We start from the raw sequence: 24,486 nt of genomic DNA on the forward strand, positions 1-24,486 counted from the left end.
AGTTAGCTGCCGGCCATGCCCTGGGCGACCAGCGAGACGCCGACCACGGCGATGATGACCAGCACGATCTTTCGACGATGAGTCCACGCCCAGTCGCGCAGCACTCGCACCGCCGCTTGGGTTTTCGCCGGCGCGGTCAGATAACTGACCAGGATGATCTCCTCAACCGCAAGCATCCCGATGACGAACGCGATGGCGGCGCTGATCTGCGTGCCGATCGCGGCTCCCGAAGCCACGATGATTGCGTCGACGATCAGTACCCCTTCGAGCGATGGCGCCATCAAGACGCCGATCAGGAACGCCACCCATAAGGATCCGTTTTGCCACACGTCGTGGCCGCGGCGTAGTAGCCGCCGGAAAAGGGATTCGCCCTCCGTGGGCGCATCCTGCGCGTGACCGATCAACCGCGAGATCGTTTTCGGTGTGTTCGACTCCAACACGAGCGTCGAGCCGTTGCCGCCCGCCGCCGCCGGCACCGTCTCGCGCTGGCGCGCCGAGAAGCGTACTGCCATCACGGCGGCGATCGACAGCGCGAGCACACCCAGGCCGATTTGAATGTAGTGGGCGGTCGAGTTCGCGCCCGTGCCGGGCGTGGCCAAATCTCTGGTCAGAGAAGCGAACGTCGGTGTCACGTGCAGCACGATCAGCGGGACAAGATAGGAGGGAACATTCACCGCAATGCAGCCGAGCCAGTAGGCAAACAAGTTTTGCACGGGCCGCGGCCGGGAGATCACGAGCAGGATGATGCCGAGACGCAACGGATGGAGCGTCACGAAAATCGCAAATCCCAGCAATGAGCTCCACATGATCGGCACACTACCTTGTCGGCTTTTGTCTGTTGGCGCTTTTTAGGCGTCCCAGAGGTGTGTTGTTCGCAGCCGGATCACAATTTTGTGCCGGGCGCCGGAATTGCTCAACACCGGTGCAATAAGCGTTCGTATCGAATGGCTCGCGAATTGATATCAGCACTCGTATCGCCCTAATTGAGAACGCATTTTTCAGGCTCCATGCGCAACGCCCTCGGCGGGCGTCAGCTTTTCGCAGAGCAGCTCCGCCAAACCGCGAATGGTGCCAATGGTGGTGAAGTCGGTGGGATTGATGCGTATTCCGGTTTCGGTCTCGATGCGGGTACGCAGTTCAAGCGCGCCCAGCGAGTCGATGCCGTACTCGGAGAGGGGCCGGTCCGGATCGATGCTGCGATGCAAGATCAGGCTGACCTGATCGGAGATCAGACGCCGCAGCCGGGTGGGCCATTCCTCGAGCGGCAGGTCGCCGAGCTCGGCGCGCAGTCTGCTTGTGCCCGTGGGGTTTTGCCCGTTGCAGCGGAATGCTTCGGCAAACGGGCTGCGTTGCGCGAAGCTGGTCAGCCATGGCGCGCCGGTGATCGGTGCATACCCGGTATAGCCTCGGTCATGGCGCAGCAGCGCTTCGAACGCGTACGCGCCCTCCTCGGGAGCGATAGCGCCGTCGGCGCCCTCCGCCAGCGCGGCGGCTTGCCCGATCTGCGCCCACGCGCCCCAGGCGATCGCGGTCGCCGGCAGGCCTTGAGCCCGGCGCCACACGCTGAAGGCGTCCAGCCAGCTGTTGGCCGCCGCGTAGGCGCCCTGCCCGGGCGAGCCCACCAGCGCGGCCGCCGAGGAGAACCAGCAGAACCAGTCCAACGGCTGGTCGGCGGTGGCCGCGTGCAGGTTCCACGCACCGTAAACCTTTGGCGCCCAGTCACGCTCGATCAGCTCATCGGTGATATTCGTCAGCGTCGCGTCCTCGATCACCGCCGCGGCATGCAGCACGCCGCGCACCGCCAGGCCGGTCGCGGTCGCGACCGTCACCAACCGCTCGGCCGTACCGTCCTCCGCGATATCGCCGCACTCCACCACGACGTCGGTACCGGTGGCGCGGATGCGTTCGATGGTCTGCGACGCATCGTCCGTCGGGTGCGAGCGCGAGGACAACACGAGACGCCCGCAGCCTGCCGCCGCCATCTTCTCGGCCAAGAACAGCCCCAGGCCCCCCAGCCCGCCGGTGATGATGTAAGCGCCGTCGGGGCGGAAGACCCCAGTCTGTGCCGGCGGCACCACTACGCGGCTGGACCCGGTGTGCGGAACGTCGAGCACGAGTTTGCCGGTGTGCTGCGCGCCGCTCATCAACCGAATAGCCGTTGCGGCGTCGGCAAGCGGGTAGTGCGTGCTCTGCGGCATCGGCAAAACGCCGTCGGCGGTGAGGCGGTACACCGTTTTCAACAGCTCCTGCAGCCGCTCGGGATGGCTGTAAGAGAGTAGTCCCAGGTCGACGCCGTAGAAGGCGAGGTTGCGCCGAAACGGGAAGAGCCCCAACCGGGTGTCGCCGTAGATGTCGCGCTTGCCGATTTCGACGAATCGTCCACCGAGCGCGAGCAATTCGAGGCCGGCGCGTTGGGCGGCGCCGGTCACCGAATTGAGCACGATGTCAACGCCGTATCCCTGGGTGTCACGGCGAATTCCATCAGCGAACTCCAGGCTTCGCGAGTCGTAAACGTGCTCAATACCCATGTCGCGCAGCAGGTCCCGACGTTGCTCGCTGCCGGCGGTGGCGAAGATCTCGGCACCCGCCGCGCGGGCGATGGCAATTGCCGCCTGCCCCACGCCTCCGGTGGCGGAATGGATCAACACCTTGTCGCCGCCGCTGATGCGGGCCAGGTCGTGCAGGCCGTACCACGCCGTACCGTGCGCGGTTGTCACCGCGGCCGCCTGGTCGTCGGAAAGGCCGGCCGGCAACGATACGCCCAGGCGCGCGTCACAGGTGATGAACGTGCTCCAACAGCCGTCGGCGCACAGGCCTGCGACATGATCGCCGACCTTGTGGTCGGTCACGTCGGGTCCGACCGCGGTGACGACACCGGAGAAGTCGGTGCCGAGCTGCGGTAGTCGGCCCTCGAAGGCGGGGTAGCGTCCGAACGCCAGTAACACGTCGGCGAAGTTGATGCTGGACGCGCTGACCGCGACCTCGATCTGTCCGGGCCCCGGCGGAATCCGGTCGCAGGCAACGAGTTCCATTGACTCCAGATCACCTGGCGTACGGATCTGCAGGCGCATCCCGTCGCGCTCATGGTCGGCGACGGTGCTGTGCCGTTCCTCGGGACGCAGGGGAGTCGAACGCAACCGCGCCGTATACCACTGGCCGTTGCGCCAGGCGGTCTCGTCTTCGTCGGATTCGCTGAGCAGTTGCTGCGCCAGGTGCTCGCTGTCGGTGTCGGCGTCCACGTCGATCTGGGTGGCGCGCAGGTGCGGATGCTCGGCGCCGATTACCCGCAGCAGACCTCGCAGCCCGGCCTGCTCGAGGTTGGGTCGGTCGCCGGCCAGCACCGCCTGGGCACCGCGGGTCACGACGCACAGGCGCGGCGGCTGGCCGGCGATCTCCGGCAAGCCGCGGGCGATACGCACCACGTGCTCCACGTACTCGCGGCCTAGCAGGGGAGAGCGGTCCTCGGGGCGGCCGTTTTTCGGTCCGGCGAGGATCACCACGCCGGTGAATTCAGCGGCACGCAAATGATTTTCGAGCTGCGCACTGTTTGCGGCGTGGTCGGCGCCGTGTGGCCAGCACATCGTGGTGCATTGCGCGCCATGGTGTTTCAGGGCGTCGGTCAAATTGGTGGCCACCACGTCCGCAGTGGTGGTGGTGCTGATCAACAGCCACGCGCCGGGGTCGGCGTATTCCACCTCGGGCAATTCCCGCTGCTGCCACTCGATGGTCAGCAGCCGCTCGTCCAACACCCGCTGGTTGTGTGCGCCCTCGGAGACTCCGGAGCCCAAGCGCAGGCCCCGCACGGCCAGCAGCATGGCTCCGTGCTCGTCGAGCACGTCGAGGTCGGCCTCGATCCCGGCGGCGTCGGCTTTGGCCACCCGGGTGAAGCAGTAGCGGGCATTGCGAGCGCCACCGTATGCGTGTAGCCGCCGAACCCCCAGCGGCAACGCAAGCACCTGCCCGCCCATGGCCTCGACGTCGGGATGCGCCGCGACGGACTGGAAACACGCGTCCAGCAGGGCCGGGTGCATGCCGTAAGCGTCTTGTTGCGAACGGATTTCGCGGGGGAGCGCGATCTCGGCCAGCACGGTGCCGGACGCGGTCTCATCGATGTGCACGGCGCCCAGACCGGTGAACGCCGGACCGTAGTGGACACCACGCTCGTCGAGGCGCGCGCGCACCGCGGCGCCATCCTCGTGGCGGCCATGCGCGGCGAGTAGCGCGGACATATCGAGCGCGGGAGGTTGCTCATGCTCTGCGGCGGACAGGACCGCGGTAGCTTGCCGCGCGTGCTCGCCGCCCTGATTTGTCTCCACGGCGAAGTCGGCGACGCCCGGCGATGACAACGTTGCCGAGGTGCCGACCGTGGTCTGCTCATCGAGTAGCAGCGCCTGCTCGAACACGATGTCGCGGACCTCGGAGGCCTCGCCCAGCACCGTCCGCGCGGCCGCCAGCGCCATCTCGCAGTACGCCGCCCCGGGAAGCACGGCCACGTTGCGGATCTGGTGATCGCCCAGCCAGGGTTGTGCGGCGGTGCCGACGTCGGCCTGCCACACGTGGCGCTCCGGTTCCTCGTGCAAACGCACGTGCGGGCCCAACAGCGGATGTACCGAAACGGTGCAACCGCCATGTGTGGGGGATTCCGGACCGTCGTGGCTCAACCACAGCCGGCGGTGCGTCCAGGTCGGCAGCGGCGCGTCGACCAGGCGCCCGGTCGGGTAGAGCACCGAGAAGTCCACCGCGGCGCCCGCACTGTGCAGATCCGCAACGAAGCCACGCAGCCCGTGGGGCAGCTCTTGTTCGCGGCGCATACCAGCCAGAGCCGCCACCGGCACGTCGAGGCTGCGGGCCGTCTGGTCGAGAGCGTGGGTGAGAAGGGGGTGCGGTGACAACTCGGCGAAGACCCGGTGGCCGTCCTGCATGGCGGCTTGCACCGCCGTGGCGAACCGGACCATGCGGCGCATGTTGTCCGCCCAATAACGGGCATCGCACACCGGCTGTTCGCGCGGGTCGAACAGGGTCGCCGAGTAAAACGGAACCTCCGGTGTCCTCGGGTTGAGGTCGGCGAGCGCGTCGGTCAGCTCGTCGAGGATGGGGTCGACTTGCGGGGAATGGAAGGCGACATCGGTGGGGACCTCGCGGGCCATCACGTCACGCTGCTCCCAGGCCGCCACCAGCTCGCGCACCGTCTCGGCGGCGCCGGCGATCACCGATGACTGCGGCGAGGCCACGATCGCCACCACGACGTCATTGATACCGCGGGCCATCAGTTCCGAAAAGACTTGCTGGGCAGGCAATTCCACCGATGCTGTGGCACCGGCGCCGGCGACGCGAGACATCAGCCGGGAGCGGCGACAGATGACACGCACCCCGTCTTCCAGCGACAGCGCACCCGCGGCGACCGCCGCCGCGGCCTCACCGAGTGAGTGGCCGATGACCGCGCCGGGGCGCACTCCGTATGACGCCATGGTGGCGGCCAGCGCGACCTGCATCGTGAACAGCGTCGGCTGAATCCGGTCTTGACCCGTCACGACCTGAGGCGACGAGATCGCGTCGGTCACCGAGAACCCGGACTCGAGGGCTATCAGGGGCTCGGCTTTCGCGACCGTGGCGGCGAACACCGGTTCGTTCGCGAGCAGCTGCGCGCCCATCGCGGCCCACTGCGAACCCTGGCCGGAAAACACCCACACGGGTCCCCGGTCGTCCCGTCCGACCGCGGCCTGATACGGCATGTCGCCATCGGCGATCTCGCGCAAAGCCTTGGTGAATTCCGGCAGGGTGCTGGCGATGACGGAAGTTCGCACCGGGCGGTGCGCGCGCCGACGCGCCAAGGTATAGGCCAGATCCGGCAACTCCACGTCGTCGTGTGCCTGCACCCATTCAGCCAGGCGGCCGGCGGTGCGGTGCAGTTCGTCGGCCGAGGTGGACGACAGCGGGAACAGCAGTGGCGTCGACGGCTCGGCTGGGATGTCTTCGGGCTCAACGGCTTCGGGAGCCTGCTCCACAATGGCGTGGACGTTGGTTCCCGACAACCCGTACGACGACACCGCCGCCCGCCGGGGCGCGTCCGACGCCGAGTTGGTGGGCCACGACGTATTAGCCTGCGGCACAAAAAGTTCGGTCTCAATGCGGGCAAGCTCATCGGGCAGGCGGGTGAAGTGCAGATTCCGCGGAACCACACCGCGGTCAAGCGCGAGGATCGCCTTCATCAGCCCGAGGGTTCCGGAGGCGGCCTGGGCATGGCCGAAGTTGGTCTTCACCGATGCCAGCGCGCAGGGACCGTCGACGCCGTAAACCTTTGCCAGGCTGGCGTATTCGATGGGGTCGCCGACCGGGGTGCCGGGGCCGTGCGCCTCGACCACGCCGACCGTGCGGGGATCGACATCGGCCGCGGCCAACGCCGCCCGGTACACCGCCGTCTGCGCGGTCTCCGACGGTGTCGCGATGTTCACGGTGTGGCCGTCCTGGTTGACGGCGGTGCCGCGCACCACCGCCAGGATCCGGTCACCGTCCCTTAGCGCGTCGGGCAGCCGCTTGAGCAGCACCACGACGCAACCCTCGGCCGATACGAACCCGTCGGCCTCGACGTCGAAGGCATGGCAGCGTCCGGTGGGCGACAGCATGCCCTCGGCCGATCCCGAGGCGAACTTCCGCGGGTCCAACGCCACCGTGGCGCCGCCGGCCAGCGCAAGGTCGCTTTCGCGATCGTGCAGGCTGCGACAGGCCAGGTGCACCGCGGTCAGGCCGGACGAACATGCGGTGTCGACCGTCAGCGCGGGACCGCGGAGTCCCAGCGTGTAAGCGATGCGTCCGGACGCCAGGCTGAAGCTGTTGCCGGTAAACCCGTAGGGCCCCTCCGCGGTGTGTGCGTCGGCGGCCAGCAGTTGGTAGTCGCCGTGAGTCAGGCCCACGAACACACCGGTCGGCGAGTCGGTCATCGCCTCCCGAGTGAGGCCGGCATGCTCCATGGCCTCCCAGGAGGTTTCCAGCAACAACCGGTGCTGGGGGTCCATCGCGGTGGCCTCGCGCTCGTTGATCCCGAAGAACTCGAAATCAAAGCCGGCGACGTCATCGAGGAACCCGCCCCACTTCGATACCGACCGGCCCGGCACCCCGGGCTCGGGGTCGTAGTAGTCGTCGGCGTCCCAGCGGTCGGGCGGAACTTCGGTGACCAGATCCTCGCCCCGCAGCAACGCATCCCACAGCTGCTCCGGGGAGTCGATACCTCCGGGAAGCCGACAGGCCATGCCGATAACGGCAACCGGAGTGACCGGTGTGGCGCTCATAGTGGGCGACGAACAGGCCGAATCTGAGCGAGACGACATCCCGCTGCCTGCTGACGGCAACGGCTAACTAGCTCGTTCGCTGCTTGACGCAATACGTGGCCCCTCCCCGGCCATCCAGGGCGCCTACGTTTGCTCAATTGACGTTGCCCGATGTCAGGAGCTTTCCCGCACGTCAGCGGCCCAGATGGCAGGGGCGACATTATTATCGACGGGCCCAGCGCGCAGAGAATTCGTCGAACCGTTACCTAATCGTGATGTTCGTTGCTGGACCCTGAATCTGGAATGCTCACCCCATGACCACAGCCCGCGTGCCCGGACTGCCGCTCGGCGAGGCCAAAGCCGCCGCCGACGAGGCCGCCGTGCCGAACTACATGGCCGAACTGTCCATATTTCAGGTGCTGCTGAACCATCCCCAATTGGCGCGCGCCGTCAACGACCTGCTTGCCACGATGTTGTGGCACGGGGCCCTCGACTCACGGTTGCGCGAGCTGGTGATCATGCGGATCGGGTGGCTCACCGCATGCGACTACGAGTGGACGCAGCACTGGCGGGTCGCGTCGGGGCTCGGAGTTACTGCCGATGACCTGCTGGGCGTGCGCAACTGGCGAGAACACGACGGGTTCGGGCCCACCGAGCGGGCGGTGCTGGCCGCGACCGACGACGTGGTGCGCGACGGCGCGGTGAGCGCCGAGAGCTGGGCGGCGTGCGCACGCGAATTGCGCAGCGACAAATCGGTTCTCATCGAACTCGTCACCGCCATCGGCGCGTGGCGCATGGTCGCGTCGATTCTGCAGAGCCTCCAGATCCCGCTCGAGGAGGGGGTGGCCAGTTGGCCGCCGGACGGCCGCGCGCCCGGGTCCGCAATCGATTGACATATCAATCAGTAACTCCTAGCGTCGGGCAATGCGAACCAGAGTCGCCGAGCAGCTCGGCGTTGAGTTCCCGATCTGCGCCTTCAGCCACTGCCGCGACGTCGTCGCCGCGGTCACCAACGCAGGGGGATTCGGAGTCCTCGGGGCGGTCGCGCACAGCCCGCAACGGCTGGACAGCGAGCTCACCTGGATCGAGGAGCAGACCGGGGGCAAGCCCTACGGGGTCGACCTGCTGTTGCCGCCCAAGTACGTCGGAGCCGACCAGGGCGGAATCGACGCCAAACAGGTCGCCGCGCTGCTGCCCGAGGAGCACCGCGAGTTCGTCGACGACCTACTCACCCGCTACGGCATCCCGGCGACCGCCGAGCCGCAACGCGCGCCGTCCGGCGGCGCGCTCAACATCTCACCCAAGGGCTACGAGCCGCTGCTCGACGTGGCCTTCGCCCACGACATCCGGCTGATCGCCAGCGCGCTCGGCCCGCCCCCGGCCGACCTCGTCGGGCGTGCCCACGACCACGACGTGCTGGTGGCCGCGCTGGCGGGAACCACGCAACACGCGCGGCGGCATGCCGCCGCCGGCGTCGACCTGATCGTCGCGCAGGGCACCGAGGCCGGCGGCCACACCGGTGAGGTGGCGACCATGGTCCTGGTCCCCGAAGTGGTGGATGCGGTGTCGCCGACGCCCGTGCTCGCCGCCGGCGGGATCGCCCGGGGCCGCCAGATCGCGGCGGCGCTGGCCCTGGGGGCCGAGGGCGTGTGGTGCGGGTCGGTCTGGTTGACCACCGAGGAAGCCGAGACAGCCCCGGTGGTCAAGGAGAAGTTCCTGGCAGCCAGCTCCTCGGACACCGTGCGGTCGCGGTCGATGACCGGCAAGCCGGCGCGGATGCTGCGCACGGCCTGGACCGACGAATGGGAGCGGCCCGACAGCCCCGACCCCCTCGGCATGCCGCTGCAGACCGCCCTGATCACCGAATACCAGGTCCGCATCAACCAGGCCGCCGCCCACCCCGGCGCCAAGGCGCGCGAGCTGGCCACCTACTTCGTCGGGCAGGTCGTCGGTTCACTCGACCGGGTGCGCCCGACGCGCTCGGTGGTGCTCGAGATGGTCGAGGAGTTCATAGACACGATCGGGCGGCTCGACGACCTGGTCGAGAAGTGACCACCCCGATGCGGCGGCGCCGCGCGGTCAGTGCCGAAGACAAGTCGCAGCGGCGCGATCAGATCGTGGCGGCGGCCAAAAAGGTGTTTGCGCGCAAGGGTTTTCACGACACGACCATCGCCGACATCGCCAAGCAGGCCGGCCTCGCCTACGGCTCGGTCTATTGGTACTTCGACTCGAAGGACGAGCTGTTCCACGCGTTGATGGCGGTGGAGGAGGGTGCCCTGCGCGGCCACCTCGCCGCGGCGCTGGCTCGGGCGGCGAAGACCGGCGCGCCCTCGGAGGGGGAAGAGGCGCCGCTGCGAACCGCGGTGCGGGCGACCTTGGAGTTCTTCGAAGCCGACAGGGCGACGGTCAAACTGCTGTTCCGCGACGCGTACGCGCTCGGTGACCGATTCGAGAAGCACCTGGGCGGCATCTACGAGCGCTTCATCGACGACATCGAAACCTTCATCGTCGCCGCCCAGCTGCGCGGGCGGGTGATCGCCGCCCCGGCCCGGATGGTGGCGTACACGCTGGCCGCGCTGGTCGGTCAGCTGGCACATCGGCGGCTGAACACCGACGACGGCGTCACCGCAGCTCAGGTGGCCGATTTCGTCGTCGCGCTGGTGCTGGATGGGCTGCGCCCCCGGACCACCGACTAGGCCACGCGGCCGAGTTTGACCGCCCCACACCGCTCGTGCATCATCGTGTGGGCACCTCGTTAGGTGAGGCGTCTACACGAATACAGGCCACTGACCCCGAACGTCCAAAGACGCCCCGGGTCAGGACAGCTCCTCCCGGCTTAAGGGTTGAGCCCAGGTGGCTTCCGGCTTGGATTGTTTTTCCAGGCCAGGACACGTCGTGTAGTGCCGAAGCTCTGACGAGTGGGGTGCGGATCTCCGACTGTCGTCGGTTTCTGTACTCCTTGTGTGCGCACAGGTCGTGCGGGTAACCCGCACGCGTCGTTGCCGTCGGGGAGGTGAGGGACGTATGAGCTCGAGCGCAGCCCTGCCTGACGACATGGCGACCCGCCGCGTCGACGCGCCGATCTTCGGCCTGGGCGCCGACCCGCTGGTGAACGGCGCCGCCCGTTTGTTGAGCATTCCGCTGCGGCACGCCTACGCGGCGCTGTGGCGCGCGGGCGTGCTCGAGGTCCGGGCCTGATCCAACGGCTAGAATCGGCGCAGCGGCATCGATCCGGCAATCACCGGGGAGCCTTCGGAAGAACGGCCATTGGAGCCCAGTAGAACCGAACGGGTAGGCCCGTCACAGCCGTCACGAGCGGTCGCGCGTCAGCGCGGCAAGCGGGGTGGTACCGCGGCGCTCGCGCAGCTAGCGCGTCGTCGTCCCCGGCCTGAGAACTGGCACAGGGAGACGACGCTTTGACCTACCCGAAGTTGGCCGCCGGGGCACCCGACTTCCCGGCGCTCGAACTCGAGGTCCTCGAGTACTGGGCGCGCGACGACACCTTCCGGGCCAGCATCGCCCGCCGCGACGGCGCCCCGGAGTACGTGTTCTACGACGGGCCGCCGTTCGCCAACGGCCTGCCCCACTACGGGCACTTGCTCACCGGGTACGTGAAAGACATCGTCCCGCGGTACCGCACCATGCGCGGAGACAAGGTGGAGCGCCGCTTCGGCTGGGACACCCACGGGCTGCCCGCCGAGCTCGAGGTCGAACGACAGCTGGGCATCACCGACAAGTCCCAGATCGACGCGATGGGGATCGCGGCGTTCAACGAGGCCTGCCGCGAATCGGTGTTGCGCTACACCGACGAGTGGCAGGCGTATGTGACGCGCCAGGCCCGCTGGGTCGACTTCGACAACGACTACAAGACGCTCGACCTGTCCTATATGGAGTCGGTGATCTGGGCGTTCAAACAGCTGTGGGACAAGGACCTGGCCTACGAGGGCTACCGGGTGCTCCCGTATTGCTGGCGCGACGAAACCCCGTTGTCCAACCACGAATTGCGGATGGACGACGACATCTACCAAAGTCGCCAGGATCCCGCGATCACCGTGGGATTCCGGGTACCCGACGGCGAATTTGCGGGCGCTTACCTGTTGGTGTGGACGACGACGCCGTGGACGCTGCCGTCGAACCTCGCGGTTGCGGTCAATCCGGAGGTGACCTATGTGCAGGTGAAGGCCGGCGATCGCCGGCTGGTGCTGGCCGAGGCGCGCCTGGCCGCCTACGCCCGCGAGCTCGGTGACGAGCCCGAGATCCTCGGCACCTATCGAGGAGCCGATCTGCTGGGAACCCGCTACCTGCCGCCCTTCGCGTACTTCGCGGACCCAGAACCCGGGCGCGCCAACGCTTTTCAGGTGCTGCCCGGCGACTTCGTGACCACCGAGGATGGCACCGGAATCGTGCACATGGCGCCGGCGTACGGCGAGGACGACATGGCCACCACCGACAAGGTGGGCATCGAACCGGTCACCCCGGTCGACTCCAAGGGCCGGTTCGACGCCACCGTCCCGGATTACCAGGGCCAGCACGTCTTCGACGCCAACGCCCAGATCATCCGAGACCTGAAGGACCAGAGCGGCCCGGCGGCGGTGAACAAGCCGATCCTGCTGCGTCACGAAACCTATGACCATCCCTACCCACACTGCTGGCGGTGCCGCAATCCGCTGATCTATCGCGCGGTGTCGTCGTGGTTCGTCGCGGTCACCGAATTCCGGGACCGGATGGTGGACCTCAACCAGCAGATCACCTGGTACCCCGAGCACGTCAAGGACGGCCAGTTCGGCAAGTGGCTGCAGGGCGCCCGCGATTGGTCCATCTCACGAAACCGCTACTGGGGCACGCCGATTCCGGTGTGGAAGTCCGACGATCCCGCCTACCCGCGCATCGACGTCTACGGAAGCCTCGACGAGCTCGAACGCGACTTCGGGGCGCGGCCCACCAACTTGCACCGGCCCTACATCGACGAGCTCACCCGGCCCAACCCCGACGACCCCAGCGGGCGCAGCACGATGCGGCGGATCCCCGACGTGCTCGACGTGTGGTTCGACTCGGGCTCCATGCCTTATGCCCAGGTGCATTACCCGTTCGAAAACGGCGACTGGTTCGACGGCCACTATCCGGGCGACTTCATCGTCGAGTACATCGGCCAGACTCGCGGCTGGTTCTACACGCTGCACGTGCTGGCCACCGCGCTGTTCGATCGTCCGGCGTTCAAAACCTGTGTGGCGCACGGGATTGTGCTGGGCTCCGACGGCCAGAAGATGAGCAAGTCGTTGCGTAACTACCCCGACGTCACCGAGGTGTTCGACCGTGACGGCTCCGATGCCATGCGGTGGTTCTTAATGGCGTCGCCGATCCTGCGCGGCGGCAACCTGATCGTCACCGAGCAGGGCATCCGCGAAGGGGTGCGGCAGGTCCTGCTGCCGCTGTGGAACGCCTACAGCTTCCTGGCCCTCTACGCGCCGAAAGTCGGTAGCTGGCGCACCGATTCGGCGCACGTGCTGGACCGCTACATCCTGGCCAAGCTCGCGGTGCTGCGTGACGATCTCAGCCGGTCCATGGAGGTCTGCGACATCTCCGGGGCCTGCGAGCAACTGCGCCAGTTCACCGAGGCGCTGACGAATTGGTATGTGCGACGGTCGCGTTCGCGGTTCTGGGAAGAAGACGGCGAGGCAATCGACACCCTGCACACCGTGCTCGAGGTAACGGCGAGGCTGGCCGCCCCGCTGCTGCCGCTGACCACCGAGATCATCTGGCGGGGGCTGACCGCGGAGCGGTCGGTGCATTTGACCGACTGGCCCCAGCCGGACGTGCTGCCCGCCGACCCAGACCTGGTGGCCGCGATGGATCAGGTCCGTGAGGTCTGCTCCGCCGCGTCGTCGCTGCGCAAGGCCAAGAATCTGAGGGTGCGCCTGCCGCTACCGAAACTGACCGTCGCGGTGGACAGCCCGCAGCGGCTGCAGCCGTTCGCCGACCTGATCGCCGACGAGCTCAACGTCAAGCGCGTCGAGCTGACCGACGCGATTGACACCTACGGCCGGTTCGAGCTCACCGTCAATGCGCGCGTGGCGGGGCCGCGGCTGGGCAAGGACGTTCAGGCCGCCATCAAGGCGGTCAAGGCCGGGGAAGGCGTCGTCAACCCCGACGGCACCCTGACCGCCGGCCCCGCGGTGCTGCAACCCGACGAGTACAGCTCGCGACTGGTCGCCGCCGACCCGGAATTCACCGCGGCGCTGCCCGACGGGGGCGGGCTGGTCGTGCTCGACGGCACGGTGACCCCGGAGCTGGAGGCCGAGGGCTGGGCCAAGGACCGGATTCGCGAGCTGCAGGAACTGCGCAAGTCGACCGGGCTGGACGTGTCCGACCGCATCCGCGTGGTGATGTCGGTGCCCGCGGAGCGGGCCGATTGGGCACGCGCCCACCGCGACCTCATCGCCGGTGAGATCCTGGCCACCAGCTTCGAGTTCGGCGAGCCCGCCGAGGCGGCGGAGATCGGCGACGGCGTGCGGGTGGCCATCGCCAAGGCCTAGGACCGGGGCCGGCGCCGGGGCCGGGAGACAGCTCCGCAAAAAAGTTCCGAAAAAAGTGTCCGGGTGACCACCGGCGGCTGCTCATACCTGTGAATGCGACCCAAAGGGGGCCGCGACCACAGTTAAGGAACAGGCCATGAGCACCATCGAAGACTTTCACTCGGCTACCTTCAGGGCGGTCCCGCGCGAGGACCTGACCGTCGCCGCGAGCCAGCACGAGGACCTGACCGCCGCCGCGAGCCAGCACGAGGACCTGACCGCCGCGGAGGCGTGGGCGTCGAGCCCGCTGGGCGATCCGGCGATCGAGGACGGATCTCTGCACACCCCCGCGCACGTCGAGGATCGCCTGCCTGCGGAGTCCGAGGATGACCTCCCCGCGGAGGAACCCGCGCAGCGGCGATGGTGGGGAGCGAACGCGCTGGTCGTCGCGGCCGTCATCGCCGCGCTTGGATTGGTCGCCGGGTTCGGGGTGATGCTCGTCGCCGGGACGAGTCCCAAGCCCAAGCCGGCCGTCGTGGCACCGAACTCGAGTGTCGGTTCGGTGGTGCCCCAGGCGCCGAGTGTGGCGCCGCCGCCCGTCGCCCCGGCGCCGGCCGCGGTCGTTCCGCCGGCCGACGCGGGTCCGGCCGGGCCGATCGTTCCCACCAACGTGAACGTTCCGGCCCCCGTCGTCACCGTGCAGGCGCCCCCGCCCGCCGACCCGGGCCCGCCTCCGGCCGACGCCCCGAGCGCGCCTCCGGTGATCGTGCCGATACCCATCCCGGTGCCGGTGTATCCGGATAACCCCAGCAGTGGCAACTCCGGTAGCGGCCAGTCCGGCAGCGGTCAGTCGGGTAGCGGCAATTCCGGCGGTGGCAAGCCGAGCGGTGGCAACTCCGGTAGCGGCCAGTCCGGTAGCGGGCAGTCCGGTAGCGGTCAGTCGGGTAGCGGCAATTCCGGCGGTGGCAAGCCGAGCGGTGGCAACTCCGGAAGTGGGCAGTCGGGTAGCGGTCAGTCGGGTAGCGGCAATTCCGGCGGTGGCAAGCCGATCGGCCCCAAGCCGGGTGGCGGCATTCCGGTGCAGTCGGCGCCAACGCAGTGCCTGGCCTGCCACCAGCTGCCCCCGCAGAACAAGAAGTAGTAGGAGCGGTGAAGGCCGGACGGCGGGGTCCGGCCTTCACCGTGCTCTCCGGAAGAAATCCGACTAACCAGCGCCATCTCAGCAAAATGCGCGCACACTTAGCGGAAGCGCCGGGCCCAGCGCGCTGGGCCCTCGGCGCCGGATTGGCTGGAGCAACGTCATGACCGCACTGCCCGACTGGAATATGGCCGGCGACGCCGAGTTGGCCGGCGCGGCCGTCGCGGGCGACCGAGCCGCTTTCGCCGGAATCTATGACCGCTACGCCGACCGCCTGCACGACTTCTGCGTGGGCATGGTGCGTGACCGCGACGCCGCCGCCGACTGTGTGCAGGAGGTGTTCTGCACGGCGGCGGCCCAGCTGTCGACGCTGCGCGACCCCGACAAACTGCGCCCGTGGCTCTACGCCATCGCACGCAACGAGGCCCTGCGGTGCATCCGGCTCCGACGTCGCGAAAACGTCGCCGACGAGCTGCCCGAGGCGCAGTCCTTCGACGCGGGCCCGGACACGCTCGCTCGCCGCACCGAACTGGCCGAGCTCGTCGCCGAGGCCGCCGGCGGGTTGTCCGACCGCGACCGCGCGGTCCTGGAGCTGAGTTATCGTCACGGCCTGGACGGCCCCGAACTGGCGGCGGCCCTGGACGTCAGCCCCGACAACGCCACCAAACTGGTTTCGCGCATGCGCGACACGGTGGAACGGTCGCTGGGTGCCTTGCTGGTGGCCCGCCGCGCGCACCGCAATCCGCAGGGATGCCCGGAGCTCGGCGCCATCCTGGCGAATTGGGACGGCAAATTCACCGTCCTGCTACGCAAACGGGTGGCGCGGCACATCGACTCCTGCGCCACCTGTGAGCGGAAGCGTCGCGACCTCGTCAGCCCGGCCGCATTGCTGGGTGTGGCCCCGATATTCGTCGCGGCGCCGTGGTGGCTACGCGGACAGACCCTGACCAAGGTCCAGCTGACGTCCGCCGATACCGCGATGGGAGCGGACACGGGCGATTCGCACGCGGACGCGGTTACCGAAGCTCTCCATCAGCAGGGTGGCGCCTCCGCGGGACAACCCCACCCCGAGGCGAGCCGGCGCGCCCGCCACATCCAGGCCGCCACGGTGCTGGTCGGCATCGTGTTCGTCGCCCTCGGATTGATGTTTCTCTTGCTGCACCACCAGAAAACCGCGGTGGCCCCGTCGGACGTCACCGTGAACACGCCCCCGCCAGCCGGGCCCAACACACCGCCGGCGGCGATCACGATGCCGCCGCCCGAAGCGCCGCCGCCGCAAGCGCCGCCGGCCCCGAACACCCCGGGGCCGGTCAACCTGCCCGCGCCGCCGCCCGCCAACCCGCCGCCGCCCGCGGCGCCGATTCCGAATTCCCCGCTCCCGCCGCCGGCCGCACCGCCGCCCGTCGTCGTGCCGGTGCCGGTCCCGCTGCCTCTCCCGCCGCCGGTGCGGGCCACCCCTCCGAGCTACCCGGCCCCGCCGCCGACAACGACGACGACGATCGCGAAGCCGATCCCGCCGAGATATCCGCCGTCGTCGTCGCAGGTCCCGGTTCCCCCGCGGGGGCCGATCGGCCGCATCAACTGATCACGAACCCGAGCGCAGCGCGCGGTGGGCATGCGCCCAGAACGGCATGCCCGCTGCGACCGTCGCGCCGGTGGCGATGACGCCGACCGCGACGTCGACGCTCTCGCGCCCTTCGGTCGCCCAGTAGACGTCCTTGAGGTCCAGCAGCAGGGCCAGCTCGTCGACGATCAGTGCGTTAGCCGAGCCGAAAGCGACCGCGGCCGCCGGGTGGCGGCGTTGCTTTTCCGTGCCGCGCAGCCCGACCGCCGCCACCGTCGCCAGTAGCGCGATGCCGATGTTGTAGTGATGAAAGTGCTTGCCGCCCAGGCTGACACCGCCGCCCGCGGGACCGTGGCCCGCGCGGATCCAGTGGGTGAGCGCGCGCACCCCGACGAAGGTGACGGTGAACGACAACCACGCGAGAATCGTCGCCTGCTCACCGGGTTCCAGCCGCTCGTTCCACTGGTGGCGCAGCCGCGCCCATCGCGATGACGGCGCGTTTTCCATCAGGCGGCCTTGACCGCGCGCCAGCGCTGCCTGCCGGTGCCGACCTTGACGTCCACGTCGCGAAAACCCGCGGCGCGCAAGCGATCCGGCAGCGATTCCGGCGGAATCGGATTGCAGGTGTCGCGGAAATGCAGGATCGAAAACAGCACCGACGGCACGCCGTCGCTGCCGGCGAAGACGCCGCCGGGCCGAAGCACCCGGAACGCCTCGGCGAACAACCGGTCCTGCAATTCCGCCGTCGGGACATGATGCAGCATGGTGAACGACACAACCGAGCTGAACTCGTTGTCCGGCAAGCCCGTATCGGTGCCGTCGCCGTTGATGATGTGGGCCCGGTCGCCGTAGAGCCGCTGCAGCCGCTGTGCCATCGGGGCATCGATCTCGACCGCGGTGAGCTTCGGCGTCTTGTCGAGGAGCACCCGCAGGAATGCGCCGTATCCGGGTCCGATCTCCAGCGTGTTGTCGCCCAGTTCCACGTCGGCGAGCACGGTCGGCAGCACGTGGGTTTCCACTTCCTTCGCCCAGCGATTCGAGCTGCAGCACCACCTGTGGCAGAGGTTCATGGCCATGTCACCGACGGTAGACCTACAGCCCCAATAGCATCGAGGGTTGTGGAGTCCCGCTGGGTGCTGCACCTGGACATGGACGCGTTCTTCGCCTCCGTCGAGCAACTCACCCGACCGACCCTGCGCACGCGGCCGGTGTTGGTCGGCGGCTTGGGTGGGCGGGGCGTGGTGGCCGGCGCCAGCTATGAGGCGCGGGTGTTCGGCGCCAGGTCGGCCATGCCGATGCATCAGGCCCGCCGGCTGATCGGCGTGACCGCGGTGGTGCTGCCGCCGCGCGGCGTGGTGTACGGGGTGGCCAGCCGGCGGGTCTTCGACGCCGTGCGCAGCCTGGTGCCCGTCGTCGAGCAGCTGTCCGTCGACGAGGCCTTCGGCGAGCCGCCGCAGCTCGCCGGGGCGAGCGCCGACGATGTCGAGGCGTTCTGCGAAGACTTGCGGTGGCGGATTCGCGACGAGACGGGCCTGATCGCCTCCGTCGGCGCCGGCTCGGGCAAGCAGATCGCCAAGATCGCGTCCGGACTCGCCAAACCCGACGGCGTCCGGGTGGTCCGGCGAACAGAAGAACAACCGCTTCTCGGCGGCTTGCCGGTGCGCCGGCTGTGGGGCATCGGCCCGGTCGCCGAGGAGAAGCTGAATCGGCTCGGCATCGAAACGATCGGGCAACTCGCCGCGCTGACCGACGCCGAGGTCGCCAACATCCTGGGCGCGACGGTCGGGCCGGCGCTGCACCGACTGGCCCGCGGGATCGACGACCGTCCTGTCACCGAGCGCGCCGAGGCCAAGCAGATCAGCTCCGAGTCGACCTTCGCCGTCGACCTGACCAGCCTGGAGCAGTTGCGCGACGCGATCGACCCGATCGCCGAGCACGCGCACCAACGCCTGCTGCGCGACGGCCGCGGCGCGCGCACCGTCACGGTGAAGCTGAAGAAGTCGGACATGAGCACGCTGACCCGCTCGGCGACGTTGCCCTACGCGACGACCGAGGCCGGCGCGCTGATCGCGGTGGCCCGGCGGCTGCTGATCGATCCGCGCGACATCGGGCCCATTCGCCTTGTCGGCGTGGGGTTTTCGGGACTCAGCGACGTGCGCCAGGAATCGTTGTTCCCGGACCTCGAGCTGTCGGGGGAGATGTCGGAGGAACACCCGGCAGAGACCGCGACCGAGGCCATGTTCGCGCCGCCCGCCGAGCCCTCGCGCTGGCGCATCGGTGACGACGTCGCCCACCGCGAGCTCGGGCACGGCTGGGTGCAGGGCGCGGGCCACGGCGTGGTAACCGTCCGGTTCGAGACCCGTGGCTCCGGCCCGGGCCAGGCCCGCACGTTTCCCGCCGACACCGACGAGCTCACCGGCGCCAACCCGGTCGACTCCCTGGACTGGCCGGACTACGTCGGCGCGCTGCAGGCCAACGAGCTGTCAGCCCCAGCGGTCGACGACGTCGGCGACGGGTAGCCCCGCGGCCAGCGCGGCCATCAGCAACACCCGGGCCTGGGCAGGGCGCAACCGCGGCACCATCACCGCGCCGGCCGCCACCAGGTCGTGCCCCGGGCCGTACCCCGCGCTGACCCGCCCGCCGGCGACCCGCGTGGACACCGCGACCACGACCCCATCGCGGCAATGACGGCGCACCCCGTCGACCACCGCGGCGCCGGCGTTGCCCGAACCCAGCGCCTCCAGCACGACGGCGCGCGCCCCGGCCTCGACGAACGCGTCCAGCGCCACCGAGTCGCTGCCCAGGTACACCGCGGCGACGTCGACCCGCGGCGCGTCGGCGGCACTCAGCTCACCGAGATACGGGCGCGCCTTGTCGCCCGTCAGCGCGATGTCACCCGAGGCGGTGCCGAGCAGCCGGCCGGCGAAGCCGCTGAGGTCGGACGTGGCCACCTTGTGCAGGCCCAACGGCTGCAACACCCGGCCGGCGAACGACACGAGCACGCCCAGGCCACGGGCGGCCGGGCTGGCCGCCAGCGCCAGCGCGTCACGCAGATTGCCCGGGCCGTCCGCGTCGGGGGCGTCGGCGCTGCGCATGGCGCCGGTCATCACGATCGGAACGGTGCCGTCGTAGGTGAGGTCCAGCCACAGCGCGGTCTCCTCGAGCGTGTCGGTGCCGTGCGTGATGACCACTCCGTCGGCGCCGCCGTCGACCCCGGCGCGCACCGCGGCGCGAATCCGATCCCAATCGGGCAGCGTCAGTTCCGAGCTGTCGACCGCCATCAGGTCGACGACGTCGACGTCCAGGCCGGAGGTCAGCGCCGCCCCGCTGTGGCTGGGACGGCGCACGCCGTCGGCGCCGGTGGTGGTCGATATCGTGCCCCCGGTGGCGACGACGGTGAGGCGGCCCATGGTGGGATCATCCCGCATGCGTTGTCCGCCTTAGGGGATGATGGGGGAGTGTCCGAGGAACCAACGGGAGACATCGACGACAGCGCGGAGCCCGCGCCGCAGAGCCCGCAGAACCCGCCGAGGCGGCTGCGCCTGCTGCTGACGGTCGCGGCGGTGGTGCTGGTGCTGGACATCGTGACCAAGGTGCTCGCCGTCAAGCTGCTGCCGCCGGGGCAGCCGGTGTCGATCATCGGCGACACGGTGACGTGGACGTTGGTGCGCAACTCGGGGGCCGCATTCTCCATGGCAACCGGGTACACCTGGCTCTTGACGCTGATCGCGACCGGCGTCGTGGTCGGCATCTTCTGGATGGGCCGGCGCCTGGTGTCGCCGTGGTGGGCGGTGGGCCTGGGGATGATCCTCGGCGGCGCGATGGGCAACCTGGTCGATCGCTTCTTCCGGGCGCCCGGGCCGCTGCGCGGACACGTGGTGGACTTCCTGTCAGTCGGCTGGTGGCCGGTGTTCAACGTCGCCGACCCGTCGGTGGTCGGCGGCGCGATCCTGCTCGTCGCCCTGTCGATTTTCGGCTTCGACTTCGACACCGTGGGTCGGCGCAAGGCCGACGGGGAAACCGGCAGCCGGGCCAAGGCCGACCGGCGCTGATGGCATCCGAGCGGTCGATGCCCGTTCCAGAAGGGCTGGCGGGCATGCGCGTCGATGCCGGGCTGGCGCGCCTGCTGGGACTGTCCCGCACCGCCGCGGCGGCCCTCGCCGAGGACGGCGGTGTCGAATTGGACGGCGTGACGGCGGGCAAGTCCGACCGCCTGACAACCGGCGCCTGGCTGCACGTGCGCCTGCCGGAAGCGCCGGCGCCGCCGGAGAACACGCCGGTCGACATCGAGGGCATGACGATTCTGTATTCCGACGACGACATCGTCGCCGTCGACAAGCCGGCCGCGGTGGCTGCGCACGCGTCGGTGGGCTGGACCGGACCCACGGTGCTCGGCGGCCTGGCCGCCGCCGGTTACCGCATCACGACGGCGGGCGTGCCCGAGCGGCAGGGCATCGTGCATCGACTCGATGTCGGCACCTCCGGGGTGATGGTGGTGGCGATCTCCGAGCGCGCCTACACCGTGCTCAAGCGCGCGTTCAAACAACGCACGGTCGACAAGCGCTATCACGCGCTGGTGCAGGGACATCCGGATCCGTCCAGCGGGACGATCGACGCGCCGATCGGCCGGCACCGCGGCGGAGAGTGGAAGTTCGCCGTGACCAAGGACGGCCGGCACAGCCTCACCCACTACGACACCGTCGAAGCGTTCGTCGCCGCCAGCCTGCTCGACGTGCATCTGGAAACCGGTCGCACCCATCAGATCCGGGTGCATTTCGCCGCGCTGCATCACCCGTGCTGCGGTGACCTCGTCTACGGGGCCGATCCGAAGCTGGCGAAAAGGCTTGGGCTGGAACGTCAATGGCTGCATGCGCGGTCGCTGGCCTTCGCCCACCCGGCCGACGGTCGCCGAATCGAGATCGTCAGCCCGTATCCGCCGGATTTGCAGCACGCCCTGGATGTGTTGCGCGACGAGGGCTGAGCACCGCTCAAACGCCCAACGAAATTCGCCGAGCCTGTAATTTTGCAGGCCCTGTCTCGCACTTCTTCTGCAGAATTACAGGCTCGGTGGGAATCGGTGCGGATACCCCAGTATCAGTCCGGCTTCCGGGCCTCGACCAGGACCCGCGTGGGGTGGGCGACGAAGGAGCCCTCGGTCTCGATGAGCTCGTGCAGTTCCCGCAGCCGCTCCCGATAGCGGTCCACGCTGAAATCCGGCACCGTCCAAATCACCTTGCGCAGGAAGTAGACCACCGCGCCGATGTCGAAGAACTCGGCTCGCAGCCGTTCCATGCGCACGTCGACGATCTCCAGACCGCCGGCTTGGATCTGCGCGCGGACGGCGTCCGGGTGAAACTCGGCCCATTTCTCCGGCTGCGGTCCGATGAAGTACTCGACCAGCTCGCCCATCGTTGCGGGTCCGATGTGCTGCGCGAAGTAGCTGCAGCCGGGCCGGAGCACCCGAGCGATCTCGGTCCACCACACCGAGACGGGATGACGGCTGGTCACCAGGTCGAACGACTCGCCCGCGAACGGCAATGGCGGCTCGTCGCGCATCGCCACGACCACCACGCCGAGCGGATGCAGCAGCTTGGTTGCGAGCGCGGCGTTCGGCGGCCACGTCTCGATCGCCGCCATCGTGGGTGGAAAGGGGCTCGCTCCGGCCAGCACTTCGCCGCCGCCGGTGTGAATGTCCAGCGCGGCCGACACGGTCGCTAAGCGGTGGCTCAGCAGCCGTTGATAGCCCCAGGAGGGTCGTTCCTCGGTCGCGCGGCCATCGAGCCACGAGAACTCCCAGCCGTCAACCGATACCGAATCGGCTTCGGCCACCAGGTCGTCGAATGTGCGAGACATGCCTGGAATTCTGGCCACAACCGGGCGCCCACGTCGATAGTCGGCGAGATTGCCGCCAGGGTCGTGGCCGGCGGCGCAATCACCGCCATGGCGGCAATGTCGGCGGGCTGGAGCCCGGATTACTCGCTGTAACAAGCGGATTGCCCTCGCCCGCCCGCAACCGGGGCCACCGCGTGAGCCACGCGGCGAGCTTTCCGTGGCCGCAATCCGCACCCAATCGCCGAGCGATGTCCTAGGTTGGCTTTATGGCCTACGTCACAGGAGCGACGCCCGATGAATCTCGGTGACCTGACGAACTTGGTGGAAAAGCCGTTCGCGGCGGTCTCCAACATCATCAACACCCCCAACTCCGCCGGGCGATATCGGCCCTTCTATTTGCGCAATCTGCTCGACGCGGTGCAGGGCCGCACGCTCGAGGACGCGGTCGACGGCAAGACCGTCCTCATCACCGGGGGATCGTCGGGCATCGGTGCGGCCGCGGCGAAGAAAATCGCGGAGGCGGGCGGAGTCGTCGCGCTGGTCGCACGCACGTTGGAAAACCTGGAGAAGGTCGCCGACGAGATCCGCGGCGACGGCGGAACCGCCCACGTGTACTCGTGCGACCTGACCGACATGGACGCCATCGCCGCGATGGCCGATCGGGTGCTCGACGAGCTCGGCGGCGTCGACATCCTGATCAACAACGCCGGTCGCTCGATCCGGCGCTCGCTGGAGCTGTCCTACGACCGCATCCACGACTACCAGCGGACCATGCAGCTCAACTATCTCGGCGCGGTCCAGCTCATCCTCAAATTCATTCCGGGCATGCGCGAGCGCGGCTTCGGGCAGATCATCAACGTCTCCTCGGTCGGCGTGCAGACCCGCGCCCCGCGCTTCGGTGCGTACATCGCCAGCAAGGCGGCGCTGGACAGCCTGTGCGACGCGCTGCAGGCCGAAGTCGTCAACGACGACATCAGGTTCACCACCGTGCACATGGCGCTGGTGCGCACGCCGATGATCAGCCCCACCAAGATGTACGACAAGTTCCCGGCGCTGACACCGGATCAGGCCGCCGGCGTGATCACTGACGCCATCGTGCACCGGCCGCGGCGGGCCAGCTCGCCGTTCGGGCAGTTCGCCGCCGTCGCCGACGCGGTGAACCCCGCCGTAATGGACCTGGTGCGCAACCGCGCCTTCGGCATGTTCGAGGATTCCGACGCCGCCAAGGGCGGCGAATCCGCAACCGACACAAAGGATTCGAAGCAGTTCGACAAACGCAGCGAGACGTTCGTGCGGGCGACGCGCGGGATCCATTGGTGACACGATGAGCCTTCCGAAACCCGACACCGACACCACCGTCGTCATCACCGGCGCCTCCTCCGGCATCGGCGCCGAGCTGGCCCGCGGCCTGGCCCGCCGCGGCTTTCCGCTGCTGCTGGTCGCACGCCGCCGCGAGCGGCTCGACGAGCTCGCCAACGAGGTGGGCGCGGAGTACTCGGTCGCCGTCGAGGTGCTGCCGCTGGACCTCAGCGACGTCAAAGCCCGCGCCAAATTGGCGAACCGACTGAGCAGCGAGCCGATCGCCGGGCTGTGCAACAGCGCCGGATTCGGCACCAGCGGCGTCTTCTACACGTTGCCGCTCGAGCGGGAAAGCGAAGAGGTCACGCTCAACTCGCTGGCGTTGATGGAACTCACCCACGCCGTCCTGCCCGGCATGGTGGAACGCGGGGCCGGGGCGGTGCTGAACATCGCGTCGATCGCCGGGTTCCAGCCGATGCCCTTCATGGCGGTGTATTCGGCCACCAAGGCCTTCGTCCAGACCTTCTCCGAAGCCATCCACGAGGAGCTGCACGGCTCGGGGGTGTCGGTCACGGTGCTGTGCCCGGGACCGGTTCCCACCGAGTGGGCCGAGATCGCCAATGCCGAACGCTTCAGCCTCTCCATTGCGCAGGTCTCGCCCTCCGACGTCGCCGAGGCCGCGATCGGCGGGATGCTCGCGGGCCGTCGCAGCGTGGTGCCCGGCGTCGTGCCGAAGGTCGTCAGCACCAGCGGCCGATTCGCGCCGCGCAGCCTGCTGCTGCCCGCGATCCGCATCGGCAACCGTTTTCGCGGGGGGCCGAGCCGCTGATAGCCGCCTCCGGGGCCACGAGTGTGCGTCCCGGGCGCCCCGTGCGC

The 24,486-nt window shown here is 68.9% G+C and carries 18 protein-coding genes and 1 riboswitch; of the genes, 12 read left to right on the forward strand and 6 right to left on the reverse strand.

Annotated features, from left to right (window positions below; translation table 11 throughout):
- Positions 1 to 2: 2 nt before the first annotated feature.
- Entirely contained in the window at positions 3 to 806 is an 804-nt protein-coding gene (locus tag ACQI5H_RS00920) for a GAP family protein (RefSeq protein WP_427077657.1), read from the reverse strand.
- 192 nt (positions 807 to 998) lie between these two features.
- The gene (gene pks2, locus ACQI5H_RS00925; protein ID WP_427077555.1) at positions 999 to 7,286 is read right to left on the reverse strand and encodes a sulfolipid-1 biosynthesis phthioceranic/hydroxyphthioceranic acid synthase; all 6,288 of its coding nucleotides are present in this window, start codon (positions 7,284 to 7,286) and stop codon (positions 999 to 1,001) included.
- Between the two features lie 293 nt (positions 7,287 to 7,579).
- Here pks2 and ACQI5H_RS00930 point away from each other — a divergent pair, with 293 nt between their 5' ends.
- From ACQI5H_RS00930 to ACQI5H_RS00960, 7 genes are all read left to right on the forward strand, one after another.
- Entirely contained in the window at positions 7,580 to 8,158 is a 579-nt protein-coding gene (locus tag ACQI5H_RS00930) for a carboxymuconolactone decarboxylase family protein (RefSeq protein WP_427077556.1), read from the forward strand.
- Positions 8,159 to 8,189: 31 nt separating this feature from the next.
- A complete protein-coding gene (locus tag ACQI5H_RS00935) occupies positions 8,190 to 9,317 on the forward strand; it encodes a nitronate monooxygenase (RefSeq protein WP_427077557.1) in 1,128 nt (375 codons plus the stop codon).
- Positions 9,318 to 9,325: 8 nt separating this feature from the next.
- Positions 9,326 to 9,961, forward strand: coding sequence for a TetR/AcrR family transcriptional regulator (locus tag ACQI5H_RS00940; RefSeq protein WP_427077658.1), 636 nt, complete (start codon positions 9,326 to 9,328; stop codon positions 9,959 to 9,961).
- 48 nt (positions 9,962 to 10,009) lie between these two features.
- Positions 10,010 to 10,195: riboswitch (M-box (ykoK) riboswitch) on the forward strand.
- Positions 10,196 to 10,241: 46 nt separating this feature from the next.
- The gene (locus tag ACQI5H_RS00945) at positions 10,242 to 10,463 is read left to right on the forward strand and encodes an Rv1535 family protein (RefSeq protein WP_427077659.1); all 222 of its coding nucleotides are present in this window, start codon (positions 10,242 to 10,244) and stop codon (positions 10,461 to 10,463) included.
- Positions 10,464 to 10,681: 218 nt separating this feature from the next.
- Positions 10,682 to 13,798, forward strand: a complete 3,117-nt coding sequence (gene ileS, locus ACQI5H_RS00950) for an isoleucine--tRNA ligase (RefSeq protein ID WP_427077558.1) — start codon at positions 10,682 to 10,684, stop codon at positions 13,796 to 13,798.
- Positions 13,799 to 13,934: 136 nt separating this feature from the next.
- On the forward strand, positions 13,935 to 14,918 hold the full coding sequence (locus ACQI5H_RS00955; RefSeq protein WP_427077559.1) for a hypothetical protein: 984 nt from the start codon (positions 13,935 to 13,937) through the stop codon (positions 14,916 to 14,918).
- Between the two features lie 160 nt (positions 14,919 to 15,078).
- Entirely contained in the window at positions 15,079 to 16,500 is a 1,422-nt protein-coding gene (locus ACQI5H_RS00960; RefSeq protein WP_427077560.1) for an RNA polymerase sigma factor, read from the forward strand.
- Here the strand turns inward: ACQI5H_RS00960 and ACQI5H_RS00965 are convergent, their stop codons facing one another.
- Positions 16,501 to 16,986, reverse strand: a complete 486-nt coding sequence (locus ACQI5H_RS00965; RefSeq protein WP_427077561.1) for a hypothetical protein — start codon at positions 16,984 to 16,986, stop codon at positions 16,501 to 16,503.
- Entirely contained in the window at positions 16,986 to 17,555 is a 570-nt protein-coding gene (locus ACQI5H_RS00970; RefSeq protein WP_427077562.1) for a class I SAM-dependent methyltransferase, read from the reverse strand. Before ACQI5H_RS00970 ends, ACQI5H_RS00965 begins: the two co-directional genes overlap by 1 nt.
- Before the next feature lie 57 nt (positions 17,556 to 17,612).
- On the opposite strand from ACQI5H_RS00970, the gene ACQI5H_RS00975 reads away from it, so the two are divergent.
- On the forward strand, positions 17,613 to 18,998 hold the full coding sequence (locus tag ACQI5H_RS00975; RefSeq protein ID WP_427077660.1) for a DNA polymerase IV: 1,386 nt from the start codon (positions 17,613 to 17,615) through the stop codon (positions 18,996 to 18,998).
- On the opposite strand, the gene ACQI5H_RS00980 is transcribed toward ACQI5H_RS00975, so the two are convergent.
- Positions 18,963 to 19,889 carry an asparaginase gene (locus tag ACQI5H_RS00980; RefSeq protein WP_427077661.1) on the reverse strand — a complete coding sequence of 309 codons (927 nt, stop codon included), beginning with the start codon at positions 19,887 to 19,889 and terminating at the stop codon, positions 18,963 to 18,965. The two genes, ACQI5H_RS00975 and ACQI5H_RS00980, sit on opposite strands and share 36 nt — an antisense overlap.
- Before the next feature lie 48 nt (positions 19,890 to 19,937).
- On the opposite strand from ACQI5H_RS00980, the gene lspA reads away from it, so the two are divergent.
- Together lspA and ACQI5H_RS00990 are read left to right on the forward strand one after the other, a co-directional pair.
- The gene (gene lspA, locus ACQI5H_RS00985) at positions 19,938 to 20,531 is read left to right on the forward strand and encodes a signal peptidase II (RefSeq protein WP_427077563.1); all 594 of its coding nucleotides are present in this window, start codon (positions 19,938 to 19,940) and stop codon (positions 20,529 to 20,531) included.
- On the forward strand, positions 20,531 to 21,460 hold the full coding sequence (locus ACQI5H_RS00990) for an RluA family pseudouridine synthase (RefSeq protein ID WP_427077564.1): 930 nt from the start codon (positions 20,531 to 20,533) through the stop codon (positions 21,458 to 21,460). The genes lspA and ACQI5H_RS00990 overlap by 1 nt, the downstream gene beginning before the upstream one ends.
- Before the next feature lie 113 nt (positions 21,461 to 21,573).
- On the opposite strand, the gene ACQI5H_RS00995 is transcribed toward ACQI5H_RS00990, so the two are convergent.
- On the reverse strand, positions 21,574 to 22,332 hold the full coding sequence (locus ACQI5H_RS00995) for a methyltransferase domain-containing protein (protein ID WP_427077565.1): 759 nt from the start codon (positions 22,330 to 22,332) through the stop codon (positions 21,574 to 21,576).
- A 273-nt stretch (positions 22,333 to 22,605) separates the two neighbouring features.
- On the opposite strand from ACQI5H_RS00995, the gene ACQI5H_RS01000 reads away from it, so the two are divergent.
- Complete coding sequence (locus ACQI5H_RS01000) at positions 22,606 to 23,631, forward strand: SDR family NAD(P)-dependent oxidoreductase (protein ID WP_427077566.1); 1,026 nt, start codon at positions 22,606 to 22,608, stop codon at positions 23,629 to 23,631.
- A 4-nt stretch (positions 23,632 to 23,635) separates the two neighbouring features.
- Positions 23,636 to 24,439 (forward strand): SDR family NAD(P)-dependent oxidoreductase, encoded by an 804-nt coding sequence (locus tag ACQI5H_RS01005; protein WP_427077567.1) that lies wholly within the window; start codon positions 23,636 to 23,638, stop codon positions 24,437 to 24,439.
- Positions 24,440 to 24,486: the final 47 nt, after the last annotated feature.

It is taken from the genome of Mycobacterium heidelbergense, assembly GCF_050205645.1.
Taxonomy (GTDB): domain Bacteria; phylum Actinomycetota; class Actinomycetes; order Mycobacteriales; family Mycobacteriaceae; genus Mycobacterium; species Mycobacterium heidelbergense_A.

Coding starts and splice junctions, on each gene's coding strand:
- ACQI5H_RS00920 (WP_427077657.1), bottom strand. CDS start 806: ATGTGGAGCTCATTGCTGGGATTTGCGATTTTCGTGACGCTCCATCCG.
- pks2 (WP_427077555.1), bottom strand. CDS start 7,286: ATGAGCGCCACACCGGTCACTCCGGTTGCCGTTATCGGCATGGCCTGT.
- ACQI5H_RS00930 (WP_427077556.1), top strand. CDS start 7,580: ATGACCACAGCCCGCGTGCCCGGACTGCCGCTCGGCGAGGCCAAAGCC.
- ACQI5H_RS00935 (WP_427077557.1), top strand. CDS start 8,190: ATGCGAACCAGAGTCGCCGAGCAGCTCGGCGTTGAGTTCCCGATCTGC.
- ACQI5H_RS00940 (WP_427077658.1), top strand. CDS start 9,326: ATGCGGCGGCGCCGCGCGGTCAGTGCCGAAGACAAGTCGCAGCGGCGC.
- ACQI5H_RS00955 (WP_427077559.1), top strand. CDS start 13,935: ATGAGCACCATCGAAGACTTTCACTCGGCTACCTTCAGGGCGGTCCCG.
- ACQI5H_RS00960 (WP_427077560.1), top strand. CDS start 15,079: ATGACCGCACTGCCCGACTGGAATATGGCCGGCGACGCCGAGTTGGCC.
- ACQI5H_RS00965 (WP_427077561.1), bottom strand. CDS start 16,986: ATGGAAAACGCGCCGTCATCGCGATGGGCGCGGCTGCGCCACCAGTGG.
- ACQI5H_RS00970 (WP_427077562.1), bottom strand. CDS start 17,555: ATGGCCATGAACCTCTGCCACAGGTGGTGCTGCAGCTCGAATCGCTGG.
- ACQI5H_RS00980 (WP_427077661.1), bottom strand. CDS start 19,889: ATGGGCCGCCTCACCGTCGTCGCCACCGGGGGCACGATATCGACCACC.
- ACQI5H_RS00990 (WP_427077564.1), top strand. CDS start 20,531: ATGGCATCCGAGCGGTCGATGCCCGTTCCAGAAGGGCTGGCGGGCATG.
- ACQI5H_RS00995 (WP_427077565.1), bottom strand. CDS start 22,332: ATGTCTCGCACATTCGACGACCTGGTGGCCGAAGCCGATTCGGTATCG.
- ACQI5H_RS01000 (WP_427077566.1), top strand. CDS start 22,606: ATGAATCTCGGTGACCTGACGAACTTGGTGGAAAAGCCGTTCGCGGCG.
- ACQI5H_RS01005 (WP_427077567.1), top strand. CDS start 23,636: ATGAGCCTTCCGAAACCCGACACCGACACCACCGTCGTCATCACCGGC.